Below are 11671 nucleotides of genomic sequence, written 5' to 3'. Positions count from 1 at the left end.
GGAATTGAAGCACTTAATCATTGCTGCTATAGTCGCGAACGCCGCCAAAAGCGGCCTGGGCAGAGGACATGCGGCAAATTGCCGGCCCTGACCATCGCAATTCATCAGGACGCGAGGCCGTCCTACGGGGCTTCGGCCACCTTGGAAGGCTCGGGATTGTAACAAGCGCAGGTGACATGAGGCCTGAAGCGAGTGCAAAAAGCAGAGTGAATACTCGCGTTTTGCGCCGATATTTACGGCCAGTTCACAAAGTGCAGTCAGTCTTGAGCCAGACCATGGCAGATGCTTCGGAAACAACGCCTGTTAAGAGCTGAGTGAGAGCGCAGTCGCCCACACCTAGTCTTGTTTAGCCATGAGCGTGGACTCCCCATTGGAGCCCACGGTAAATGCCAACCCGCTGCGGATTCTGCGCGCGGCAGCACCCGAATTATCAGGGATACGTGTAGGGTGGAGATGCACAACCGTCGGACTGTGTAGCACTAGGCTTGTTTCAGACGCTTCATCTCGTCCACAGTCGCCGGTTGATTCCTCCTCCTGACCTTAGCTTTTGTTGAAGTGGTGCCTTTGTCACCACCGCTAACGAGCAGGACGCGTCCGTCGCGATACCGGCCCAATTGGCAGGTTTTGCTGGACACTGGAGTGGCCAACCACTCTTGACGCACCTGACACCGACCGTGAGAAGTCGTGTGTGCCGAACGCCGTTTCCGGCAGCCCGGAAACCGACGGTACAACATGAAAAGAATGCTGATTAACGCGACTCAACCCGAAGAGTTGCGTGTTGCACTGGTAGATGGCCAACGCCTCTACGACCTGGACATCGAATCCGGTGCACGCGAGCAAAAGAAGGCCAACATCTATAAAGGCCGTATTACTCGCATCGAACCAAGCCTTGAGGCTGCCTTTGTCGATTTCGGCTCCGAGCGCCACGGCTTCCTGCCCCTCAAAGAAATCTCCCGCGAATACTTCAAGAAAGCCCCCGAAGGCCGCGTGAACATCAAGGACGTCCTGAGCGAAGGCCAGGAAGTCATCGTCCAGGTCGAGAAAGAAGAACGTGGCAACAAGGGCGCCGCCCTGACCACCTTCATCAGCCTCGCTGGCCGTTACCTGGTCCTGATGCCGAACAACCCGCGTGCCGGCGGTATTTCCCGTCGCATCGAAGGCGAAGAGCGCAACGAACTGCGCGAAGCGCTGAACGGCCTGATCGCACCGGCCGACATGGGCCTGATCGTTCGCACTGCAGGCCTGGGCCGCAGCAGCGAAGAAATGCAGTGGGACCTCGACTACCTGCTGCAACTGTGGACCGCTATCAAGGAAGCGTCCCTGGATCGTTCCGCGCCATTCCTGATCTACCAGGAAAGCAACGTGATCATCCGCGCCATCCGCGACTACCTGCGCCAGGACATCGGCGAAGTGCTGATCGACAGCGTTGAAGCCCAGGACGAAGCCCTGACCTTCATCCGCCAGGTGATGCCGCAGTACGCCAGCAAGATCAAGCTGTACGAAGACAGCGTTCCGCTGTTCAACCGTTTCCAGATCGAAAGCCAGATCGAGACCGCCTTCCAGCGCGTGGTCGAACTGCCTTCCGGCGGCTCCATCGTCATCGACCCGACCGAAGCCCTGGTGTCCATCGACATCAACTCGGCGCGCGCCACCAAAGGCAGCGACATCGAAGAAACCGCCCTGCAGACCAACCTGGAAGCGGCTGAAGAAATCGCCCGCCAGCTGCGCCTGCGTGACATCGGCGGCCTGATCGTGATCGACTTCATCGACATGACCCCTGCCAAGAACCAGCGCGCCGTGGAAGAGAAAGTCCGCGAGTGCCTGGAAGCCGACCGTGCCCGCGTACAAGTGGGCCGTATCTCGCGCTTCGGCCTGCTGGAAATGTCCCGTCAGCGCCTGCGCCCGTCCCTGGGTGAGAGCAGCGGTATCGTGTGCCCGCGTTGCAACGGCACCGGCATCATCCGTGACGTTGAATCGCTGTCCCTGGCAATCCTGCGCCTGATCGAAGAAGAAGCCCTGAAAGACCGCACCGCCGAAGTTCGCGCACAAGTGCCGATTCCGGTTGCCGCCTTCCTGCTCAACGAAAAACGCAACTCGATCACCAAGATCGAACTGCGCACCCGTGCCCGTATCGTCATCCTGCCGAACGATCACCTCGAAACGCCGCACTTCGAAGTCCAGCGCCTGCGTGATGACAGCCCGGAAGCCCACAGCGGCCAGTCCAGCTATGAAATCGCCGCGGCTGCTGCCGAAGTCGAAGAAGTCCAGCCAGCCGCTGCGACCCGCACCCTGGTTCGCCAGGAAGCGGCCGTCAAGACTGCGCCGGCCCGCGCCAACGCACCGGTACCGACCGAAGCCGCCGCCCCGGTTGCCGCGCCAGCCGCCCTGCCTGAGCCAAGCCTGTTCAAGGGCCTGGTGAAGTCGCTGGTCAGCCTGTTCGCCACCAAGGAAGAGCCTGCCGCCCCGGTTGTGGTTGAAAAGCCTGCCACCGAGCGCCCGGCGCGCAACGAAGAGCGTCGCAACGGCCGCCAGCAGAGCCGCAACCGCAACGGCCGCCGTGACGAAGAACGCAAGCCACGCGAAGAACGTGCACCGCGTGAAGAACGCGCCCCCCGTGAAGAGCGCGCTCCTCGCGAAGCCCGTGAAGAAGCCCCGGCCGTAGCCCGTGAAGAACGTGCACCGCGTGAAGAGCGCGCACCACGTACCCCGCGTGCCCCGCGCGAAGATCGCAAGCCGCGTGGCGAGCGTGAAGAGCGTGTGCGTGAACTGCGCGAGCCGCTGGATGCGGCACCTGCCGTCGCTGCTGCCACTGCCGCAACCACCGAAGAACGCCCGGCGCGCCAGCCGCGTGAAGAGCGTGCCCCACGTGAAGAGCGCCAGCCGCGCCCGCCGCGTGAAGAGCGTCAACCACGCGCCGAGCAAGCCGCTGCCGCCAGCGAAGAAGAAGTACTGACCGGCGAAGAGCAACTGCAGGAAGACGGCCAGGACAACGCCGAAGGCGATCGTCCACGCCGCCGCTCCCGTGGCCAGCGTCGTCGCAGCAACCGTCGTGAGCGTCAGCGTGACGCCAACGGCAACGTGATCGAAGGCTCGGAAGAAGCCGGCGAAAACGCAGAAGCGGCCAGCAACGAACCAACGGGCGCCGAACTGGCTGCCGGCTTGGCCGTTACCGCTGCCGTCGCCAGCTCGGTCATCAGCGCACCTGCTGAAGCCCAGGCTCACGAGCAAGCCGAGCGTGCTACCGCCGCTGTCGAAGAAACTGCTGCCGTAGAAACACCCGTTGTCCAGACCCCAGTGGTTGAAGCGCCGGTTGTGGAAGCGCCAGTTGTTGAAGCCACGACCCCTATCGAAGCCCCAGTGGTTGCGCAAGTGGAAGTTGCTCCGGTTCGCGACGCACAGCCAGAAACCGAAGTGGTTGCTGTTGAGCCCGCACCGGTTATCGAGCCTGCGCCAGTGGTTGAAGTGGCTGTAGAAACACCGGTTGCCGAAGAAGCCGCCCCGGTTGTGCGTGAAGTTCGCGAAGAACAGACCGCCTTCCAGTGGACCGCTGAGCCAGCTGCCCCGGTTGATGCGCCAACGCCTGCCCCTGCGGTAGAAGAAGCGCCGACGCCGGTTGCTGAAGTCGTCGCCGAGCCAGCCCCAGTGGTTGAGCCGACGCCGGTTGTGGAGCCCGCACCCGTGGTTGAAGTTGAAGCCCCAGTGGTTGCCGAAGTGGCTGCCCCAGTGGTTGAAGCTGCACCTGCCAGCGCCCTTACCGAAAATGGCCGTGCGCCGAACGACCCGCGTGAAGTGCGTCGTCGTCGCAAGGAAGCTGAAGCAGCTGCCGCAGCGGCTGCCCAGGCGGTAGAGCACAAGGCCGTGGAAGAAGAGCCTAAACCCCTCGTCTGATTCCATCCGCCACTAAAAAGCCCCGCCTGAGCAATCAGGCGGGGCTTTTTTATGGCTACTTGGAATGCCAGCTCCCACACTTAACCTGCAGTAAAACTCAACCGTTGCGGCACATCGACATCCCAAAGCACACCAGGATCATCTACCTGCACCTCTCGCACCTGTGTTTGTGCAAACAACGGCTTGGCCCCACGATCCCCACTCAGAGCCATCAGCGCCGGCCCAAACGTGTGATCGAAAGCCACCGGGTGCCCATACTGCCCGGCAGATACCGGCACAGTGATGCCCTCCACGCTGGCAATAACCCGCTCGATACTCGATGACTGGATAAACGGCATATCCCCCAACACCACCAGCCACCCATCCGCTGCACCGCTGGCCTTGACCGCGGCCGCAATGCTGTCGCCCATCCCGCTCGAGTCCAGCAGTACAACCTGACAGCCATAAGCCTCTGCCAGGCGGATAACCTCCCCGCGCCCCGGCGACGTCACCAGCCAGCGCGTTACAACACGCTCAGGCAAGTTGCGCAGCACCTGCTCGATGACCGGCCGGATAACGCCATCCAGCCCCACGCAAGCAGCCAGTAACTTGTCTTGATCCGCCCCGGCTTCGGCGCGAAAGCGACTGCCCTGCCCCGCTGCCAGCACAATCGCTGTAACGGTCACTGCGCCGCTACCGCCAGGGGCTTTTTCTGCATCGGTGCCACGCCATTCTTGATCGCGACAATTTCCGCCATCAACGACAGGGCAATCTCCGCCGGTGTATGGCTGCCGATATGCAAACCAATCGGCCCGTGCAAGCGCGCAATCGCATCCTCCGACAAGCCCAGCGCCGCCAGGTTCTCCCGGCGCTTCTGGGTATTGACCCGCGAACCCAGGGCGCCGATGTAGAACGCAGCGGAGTTCAGCGCCGTCAGCAGCGCCATATCATCCAAACGCGGATCATGGGTCAGGCAAACGATGGCCGTGCGCTCATCGGTGTGGATGTTCAACACCGCCTCGTCGGGCATACCAGGTACAAAGCGGCCATGTTGCTCTTCCCAGCCGTAGACGAACTCTTCGCGGGGGTCGCAGATCAGCACTTCGAAATCCAGCAAGCGCGCCATTTCGGCGACGTAGCGCGACAGTTGCCCGGCGCCGATCAGCAGCAGCCGCCAGCGCGGGCCGTAAATGGCGCGCAGGCGTTCGCCGTCGAAGCTCACCACATCAGTCTTGCTCGCAGCGCTCAGGGTTACCGCGCCCGTGGCCAGGTTCAATTCACGTGCGACGACCTGGTGGTCTTCACAGCGCGCCAACAGTTGCTCGACCCAGGCCCAATCATCCACCCGCTCTTCGGTCAGGCGCAGCGTGCCGCCACACGGCAAGCCAAAACGTGCCGCTTCGTCGCGGGTGACGCCGTAGGTCACCAGCTGCACTGGTGGTCCGTCGTCCGCCAGCCGCCCGTCCTGCAGGCGTGCGATCAAGTCATCTTCGATGCAGCCTCCGGACACAGAACCAATGACCACACCGTCGCCACGCAAGGCCAGCATCGCCCCCGGAGGGCGCGGCGCGCTGCCCCAGGTCTGTACCACGCTGTACAGCACCACGCGCTGCCCGGCGCGGCGCCATTCCAGGACGCTACGCAGGACATTCAAATCCACACTGTCCATCAAACCTTCCTGCCAGCGTTGAAAAATCGTCGTTTACTGTAAAGCAAAATAATCAAAAAGTGGCCGCGCACAAACGCAAACGCCCCGAACCAGTCGGGGCGTTTGCCAATTGCCTAAGCGTCAGATCACGCCATCAGCGGCTTACTTGACCACAGGAGCAGGGCCTTCGGCCACACCCAGGTCATCGAGCTCGCGAGTTTCGGAGATACCGGTACCACCGGATGCCAGCTCGCTTTGCAGCTTGTCGGTGTCCAGCTCCTTGACCCACTTGGCCACAACGATGGTGGCTACGGCGTTACCCACCAGGTTGGTCAGGGCACGGGCTTCGGACATGAAGCGGTCGATACCCAGGATCAGCGCCAGGCCGGCAACCGGCAGGTGGCCGACAGCCGACAGGGTGGCAGCCAGGACAATAAAGCCCGAGCCAGTCACACCTGCAGCGCCTTTGGAGGACAGCAGCAGCACCAGCAGCAGGGTGATCTGGTGGGTGATGTCCATGTGGGTGTCGGTCGCCTGAGCGATGAACACGGCAGCCATGGTCAGGTAGATCGACGTACCGTCGAGGTTGAAGGAGTAACCGGTTGGGATCACCAGCCCGACGACGGACTTCTTCGCACCCAGGCGCTCCATCTTGATCAGCATACGCGGCAGTGCGGATTCGGAAGACGAAGTACCCAGTACGATCAGCAGCTCTTCACGGATGTAGCGAATCAGTTTCAACACGCTGAAACCGTGAGCGCGGCAGATTGCGCCCAGCACCAGCACGACGAACAGGATGCAGGTGATGTAGAAGCAGATCATCAACTGGCCCAGCTGCACCAGCGAACCCACACCGTAGGCACCGATGGTGAACGCCATGGCGCCCAGGGCACCGATTGGCGCGAGCTTCATGATCATGTTGATGATGTTGAACATCACGTGGGCGAAGCGATCGATGAAGTCCAGCACCGGCTTGCCGTAGGCACCCAGGCGGTGCAGGGCGAAACCGAAGATCACCGAGAACATCAGCACTTGCAGGATGTCGCCGTTGGCAAAGGCGCCGACGATGGTGTTCGGGATGACGTTGAGGATAAAGCCGACAATGCTCTGGTCTTTACCGGCGGTGACGTAGGCCGCCACTTTGGAAGCGTCCAGGGTGGCGACGTCGATGTGCATGCCGGCGCCCGGCTGCACAACGTTGACCACGACCAGGCCGATCAGCAAGGCGATGGTGGACACGATTTCGAAGTACAGCAGTGCGTAGCCACCGGTTTTGCCGACCGATTTCATGCTTTGCATGCCAGCGATACCGCTGACAACGGTGCAGAAGATGATGGGGGCGATGACCATTTTGATCAGCTTGATAAAGCCGTCACCCAGTGGCTTGAGGGCCACGCCGGTCTGCGGGTAGAAGTGGCCGAGCAAAATACCGATAACGATTGCAACGATCACCTGGAAATACAGGGATTTGTAGATTGGCTGACGAGTCGTCATTGCAAAGTTCCTCAATCGTCCCGTGTGGCAAATATCCGCCATTGCCCACGACACTTGAATTGCGAACCCTCCTGCACTGGAGGGATTTGTTGTTTGCGAAGCCTGTAGGAGAGAGCCTGCGCTGCAATCCCTATCGCAAACAGCGTGCCACTTTGCTTAAACACCCTGAAGGCCCTTCAACATCGGGGCTTGGCGTTTATTGACGCGCTTGAGCCGTGGAACAAGGTGGCGGATTTCCGCCCGCCCACCCCGTCTCGTCCTACAATTTGGCGGATATCCGCCTTGCCGTCGCGCCGGGGTCTGACTACCATCCGCCACTCCATGGATGAGGCCCTTTCATGCGTGAACGTACCATCGCCAGTCACTACGCCCGAGCCGCCCTCGGCGGTGCGCGTCGTGTGGGTTACGACTACTCAGGGCTGTTGCAGCAGGTGGGCATCAGCCCCGAACTGCTGACCGAGCCCCGCGCCCGTATCGCTCCGGAGCAATTTACGCGGTTGCTGCAAATGCTCTGGCTGGGGCTGGATGACGAATACCTGGGGTTCGCCGAAGGCCCGAGCAAGCGTGGCACCTTCGCCATGATGTGCCACGCCCTGATCCACTGCCGCACGCTGGAAAAGGCTCTGGAACGCGGCTTATTGTTTTATAGCCTATTCCCACAGGGCCCGCGCTGGCAGCTGACGAAAGAAGGCGATATGGCGCGGCTGAGCCTGGATGACTCGCAGCTATGGGACCCGGATCACTTCCTCAGTGAATGCCTGCTGGTGATCTGGCATCGCCTGGGCAGTTGGCTGATCGGCCAGCGAATCCGGCTGCAACAGGCCACCTTCAGTTACCCGATGCCGGACCATGCTGGCGAGTACGACCTGCTGTTCCCCTGCCCCTTGGTGTTCGGTGCGCCGACCAGCAGCCTGGTGTTTCCCAGCCGCTACCTGAGCCTGCCGTTGTTGCAGGATGAACGCACTCTCAAGCATTTTTTGCAGCGCTCCCCTGCCGACTTGCTGTCGCGGCCGGATGAAGGCGACAGCCTGAGCAGCCAGTTGCGCCGCTTGCTCAGCCGCGACCGCACGCCCTGGCCGGACCTGGAAGCCGTCGCCCAGCATTTGCACATCAGCCCGCAAACCCTGCGCCGGCATCTGCGCGAAGAAGGCACGAGCTTTCAGGCGTTGAAGGATGAGTTACGCCGGGATATCGCCATTTACCACCTGGGACGGGCGGATTTGTCTTTGCAGGAGATCGCTGAACAGTTGGGGTTTTCCGAACCGTCGGCGTTTCATCGGGCGTTCAAGAAGTGGACGGGGTTGACGCCGGGGGCCTACAGGGCGCAGGAGAGTTAAAGGTATAGCGCCTGGGAGGGCCTCTTCGCAGGCAAGCCAGCTCCCACAGTTGATCGGGTTTACAAAATCTGATGTGTGAATACATTCAGAGGCCAGTGCAGATCACAAGGCCGGAAAATGAATCCTGAACGCAACCCCCCCTAACGCTGAATCCCCCAACGTCAAACGCGCGTGATAGCTTTCGATGATGTCCTTGACCACCGCCAACCCGATGCCCTGCCCCGGGTGCTGGCGGTCCAGACGTTCGCCCCTTTGCAGGATCCGGGCGCGCTGGTCCGGTGGCACGCCTGGGCCATCATCTTCGATACACAGCTCAAGGCCGTCCAGGTTTTCCACCAAGCTGATTCGCACTTGCTTGAGGCACAGGCGATAGGCGTTTTCCAGCAGGTTGCCGAGCATTTCGAGCAGCGCGCCTTTCTCGATGGGCACGTCGCACTCAGGTGGCAGATCAAAGGTGACGGTGACACGCTTGTCGCGGTAAACCTTCTCCAACGTATCGCACAGGCTTTGCAGCACGGGCTCCAGACGTACCTGGTGACGCACCAGTCCGCTTTTACGCAGACTCGCACGCTGCAATTGGTAGCCGATCTGCTGGCTCATGCGCTCAATCTGCGATTGCAATACCCACGCCTGGCTGCGCTCTTCGGGACGCTGGGCCATGTCTTCGCTCACCCCCTGCAAGACCGCCAGCGGGGTTTTCAAACTGTGGGCCAAGTCGTCAAGGGAGTCACGGTAGCGCGTACGCTGTTCGCGCTCGCTGTGCAGCAAACGGTTGAGCGAGCCGGTCAGGCGCAACAGTTCGCGGGGGTGTTCTTCACTGAGGCTTTCGCGGGTACCGCCTTCGATCTGGTCAAGTTCCTGACTCAGGCGCCGCAAGGCTTGCAGGCCCCAGGTCAGGCCCAGCCACAGCAGCGTCAACAGCACCAGCAGGGCCGCGCCGAATCCAAGATAAAGGTTCTCGCGCAAGCCTTCGAGGGTCAACTGGTACTCACGCACCGGTTGCAGGGCGACGATACTGAAGGCGGCGCTCTTGCCCCCCAGCAACCGGACCTCGACGTCATACACGAAGAATTCCTGGCCATTGGCCTCGCGGATGCGCGCAAACTCATTACCGCGCCCGTCGTAACGCGGTTTGTAGTTGATGTTTTCTTCCTGGGTCGCCCGCGAACGCCACACCAGATGGCCTTCGCGGTCGTAGATATAGCCGAGCAGGCGGCTGTCGGTAAGGTTGAAACGTTCGTCAGGCAACTGCGCCGGCATCAGCAGGCGGTTATTTTCCACCCGCGCCGCAGAAATCAGGGTGGTCACATCCGACGCCAGACGCTGCTCGATGGAATCCTGCAGGGCCAGGCTGAAGGCGCCTTGCATGGCCGGCAACAGGCCGAGCATAAACAGCACGGCCAGGGTGGCGGCCGCCAGCATCAGGCGCACACGTAGCGAGCGAATCAACGGCAGCGCTCATTGAACAGGTAACCCAAGCCGCGCACGGTATCGATCGGCTTGAACCCGGCGGGGCCTTCCAGCTTGCGGCGCAGGCGACCGACCAGCACTTCGATCACGTTCGGATCGCGCTCGTCATCATCAGGGTAGAGCTGCTCCATCAAGCGATCCTTGGCCACCACCTGTTGATGATGACGCATCAAGTACTCAAGGATCCGATATTCGTAGGCGGTCAACGCCAGCGGCTGTTCATCCAGGGAGGCCTGCTTGCGGTTGAGGTCCAGCAGCAACGGCCCGGCGATGATAGTGGACTGGGTAAAGCCGCTGGAGCGGCGCAGCAAGGCATTCATGCGCGCCTCCAGCTCTTCGAACTGGAAGGGTTTGACCACGTAGTCGTCGGCACCGGCCGCCAGGCCTTCGACCTTGTCCTGCCAGTTGCCGCGAGCGGTCAGGATCAGGATCGGGAAAGTCTTGGCCTGGGTACGCAATTGGCGGATCAGGTCCAGGCCACCCATGCCGGGCAGGCCAAGGTCGATGATCGCCAGGTCATGGTTGAACTGGCCGGTCTGGTACAGGGCTTCCTCGGCATTGGCCACAGCTTCGACCACATGCCCACTGTCGGTCAGGCGGGTAAACAGGTGATGACGCAGCAGCGCCTCATCTTCCACCACCAGCAATTTCATAAGGCTCTCCAAGGCAATTCAACTGTCCGACAGAGGGATATCATAGCGGCCCTGCACGTCTTGCGGGCGCAGTTTAATGCCATTGTACTGGCCCGTCAGGTGCGTGTAGCCGCTGCGATAGTCGGGTTGCGCAGCGGTAACGCCCAGGGCCTGACCCCACGGCGCGGCCTGGGTGCCGACGTCTTCGAAGCTGACACGATGGATCAGGTTGCCGGATTTCCTGGTTTTTTCGCCGCCAAAGGCCGCAAAGGCGCCATCACTGGCCTGCACGCCGGCGGTGGCACCGAGCATGGTTAACGCCAACATCAGCTTCTTGATCGCAGTCATGGTCATTACCTCATATGCGTTTGGCCTGTGAGGTCCAGACTACGCAGGCGCCCCTGAACTCCCCCTGAACAGGCTCTTAACCACACCTGAACCGCGCCGGACTATCCACTGGCGCGCCAACTCGGCAAAATACCGCGCATGACGCCCCTACCCTCTTGCTGCACCCCGCTCGATGCCCGTTGGCCGCTGCCTGTCGCCTTACCTGGCACGGTGTTTTTGAGCACCCGATTTGATCCGGCCTTATTGGACGCAGGCGATTTCCAACGCAGCGCTGTGCCGCCGCCGGCGAGCATCCAGCGCTCGGTTGCCAAGCGTCAGGCGGAGTTTCTCGCAGGGCGCCTGTGCGCCCGAGAAGCGCTGCAACGCCTGGATAACCTCAACTGCATTCCAGCCATCGGTGAAGACCGCGCGCCGGTCTGGCCAGGGCATATCAGTGGTTCCATCACCCACAGCACCGGGCACGCCGCAGCGATTGTCGGGCATAAGGCGCAATGGCGCGGGCTGGGCATGGACCTGGAGAATGTGCTGACTCTGGAGCGGGCGGAGCGCCTGGCCGGGGAAATTCTGACAGCCAACGAGCTGCAGCGTATGGCGACCATACCGCGTGAGCTGCATGGGTTGCTGGTGACGCTGACGTTTTCGATCAAGGAGAGTCTGTTCAAGGCGCTCTACCCCATCGTGCAAAAGCGCTTTTATTTTGAACATGCCGAGCTGTTGGAGTGGTCACAGGCGGGCCATGTGCGGCTGCGGTTGCTCACGGAGCTTTCTGAAGAATGGGGTGATGGCAAAGAGTTGGAGGGGCAGTTTGGGGTGGAAGGGGAGCAGTTGTTGAGCCTGGTGGCCATCGGCGCTAGGTAGACTTGGTCCCGATAGCG

9 protein-coding genes are annotated in these 11671 nt (G+C 61.5%); 3 read left to right on the top strand and 6 right to left on the bottom strand.

Translation table 11 applies throughout. The features are described from left to right. Window positions 1-741: 741 nt before the first annotated feature. On the top strand, window positions 742-3888 hold the full coding sequence (rne, locus tag JH25_RS05965; RefSeq protein ID WP_201772886.1) for a ribonuclease E: 3147 nt from the start codon (window positions 742-744) through the stop codon (window positions 3886-3888). An 80-nt stretch (window positions 3889-3968) separates the two neighbouring features. Here the strand turns inward: rne and JH25_RS05970 are convergent, their stop codons facing one another. The 3 genes from JH25_RS05970 to JH25_RS05980 all read right to left on the bottom strand — a co-directional run bounded on the left by JH25_RS05970 (window position 3969) and on the right by JH25_RS05980 (window position 7009). Next, entirely contained in the window at window positions 3969-4553 is a 585-nt protein-coding gene (locus JH25_RS05970; RefSeq protein ID WP_032879853.1) for a nucleotidyltransferase family protein, read from the bottom strand. After that, window positions 4550-5536, bottom strand: a complete 987-nt coding sequence (locus JH25_RS05975) for an XdhC family protein (protein WP_032879851.1) — start codon at window positions 5534-5536, stop codon at window positions 4550-4552. The genes JH25_RS05970 and JH25_RS05975 overlap by 4 nt, the downstream gene beginning before the upstream one ends. A gap of 141 nt (window positions 5537-5677) precedes the next feature. Then, entirely contained in the window at window positions 5678-7009 is a 1332-nt protein-coding gene (locus tag JH25_RS05980) for a dicarboxylate/amino acid:cation symporter (protein ID WP_003189258.1), read from the bottom strand. A 338-nt stretch (window positions 7010-7347) separates the two neighbouring features. On the opposite strand from JH25_RS05980, the gene JH25_RS05985 reads away from it, so the two are divergent. Next, a complete protein-coding gene (locus JH25_RS05985) occupies window positions 7348-8346 on the top strand; it encodes an AraC family transcriptional regulator (RefSeq protein ID WP_032879850.1) in 999 nt (332 codons plus the stop codon). Between the two features lie 102 nt (window positions 8347-8448). Here the strand turns inward: JH25_RS05985 and JH25_RS05990 are convergent, their stop codons facing one another. Genes JH25_RS05990 through JH25_RS06000 form a run of 3 tightly spaced genes read right to left on the bottom strand, consistent with a single transcriptional unit; the run spans window position 8449 to window position 10796 of the window. Next, window positions 8449-9795 (bottom strand): ATP-binding protein, encoded by a 1347-nt coding sequence (locus JH25_RS05990; protein ID WP_032879848.1) that lies wholly within the window; start codon window positions 9793-9795, stop codon window positions 8449-8451. Next, complete coding sequence (locus JH25_RS05995; protein ID WP_005790569.1) at window positions 9792-10469, bottom strand: response regulator; 678 nt, start codon at window positions 10467-10469, stop codon at window positions 9792-9794. The genes JH25_RS05990 and JH25_RS05995 overlap by 4 nt, the downstream gene beginning before the upstream one ends. Window positions 10470-10487: 18 nt before the next feature. After that, entirely contained in the window at window positions 10488-10796 is a 309-nt protein-coding gene (locus JH25_RS06000; RefSeq protein ID WP_005790571.1) for a hypothetical protein, read from the bottom strand. 138 nt (window positions 10797-10934) lie between these two features. Here JH25_RS06000 and JH25_RS06005 point away from each other — a divergent pair, with 138 nt between their 5' ends. After that, on the top strand, window positions 10935-11654 hold the full coding sequence (locus JH25_RS06005) for a 4'-phosphopantetheinyl transferase family protein (RefSeq protein WP_032879846.1): 720 nt from the start codon (window positions 10935-10937) through the stop codon (window positions 11652-11654). Window positions 11655-11671: the final 17 nt, after the last annotated feature.

This window comes from Pseudomonas sp. BRG-100, assembly GCF_000737955.1.
Taxonomy (GTDB): Bacteria; Pseudomonadota; Gammaproteobacteria; order Pseudomonadales; family Pseudomonadaceae; genus Aquipseudomonas; species Aquipseudomonas synxantha_A.
This window is presented reverse-complemented; position numbering and strand designations above follow the sequence as displayed.

Excerpts from the sequence above, each read along its gene's own strand:
- JH25_RS05975 (WP_032879851.1), bottom strand. The coding sequence starts at position 5,536 with ATGGACAGTGTGGATTTGAATGTCCTGCGTAGCGTCCTGGAATGGCGC.
- JH25_RS06005 (WP_032879846.1), top strand. The coding sequence starts at position 10,935 with ATGACGCCCCTACCCTCTTGCTGCACCCCGCTCGATGCCCGTTGGCCG.
- JH25_RS06000 (WP_005790571.1), bottom strand. The coding sequence starts at position 10,796 with ATGACTGCGATCAAGAAGCTGATGTTGGCGTTAACCATGCTCGGTGCC.
- JH25_RS05985 (WP_032879850.1), top strand. The coding sequence starts at position 7,348 with ATGCGTGAACGTACCATCGCCAGTCACTACGCCCGAGCCGCCCTCGGC.
- JH25_RS05980 (WP_003189258.1), bottom strand. The coding sequence starts at position 7,009 with ATGACGACTCGTCAGCCAATCTACAAATCCCTGTATTTCCAGGTGATC.
- JH25_RS05995 (WP_005790569.1), bottom strand. The coding sequence starts at position 10,469 with ATGAAATTGCTGGTGGTGGAAGATGAGGCGCTGCTGCGTCATCACCTG.
- rne (WP_201772886.1), top strand. The coding sequence starts at position 742 with ATGCTGATTAACGCGACTCAACCCGAAGAGTTGCGTGTTGCACTGGTA.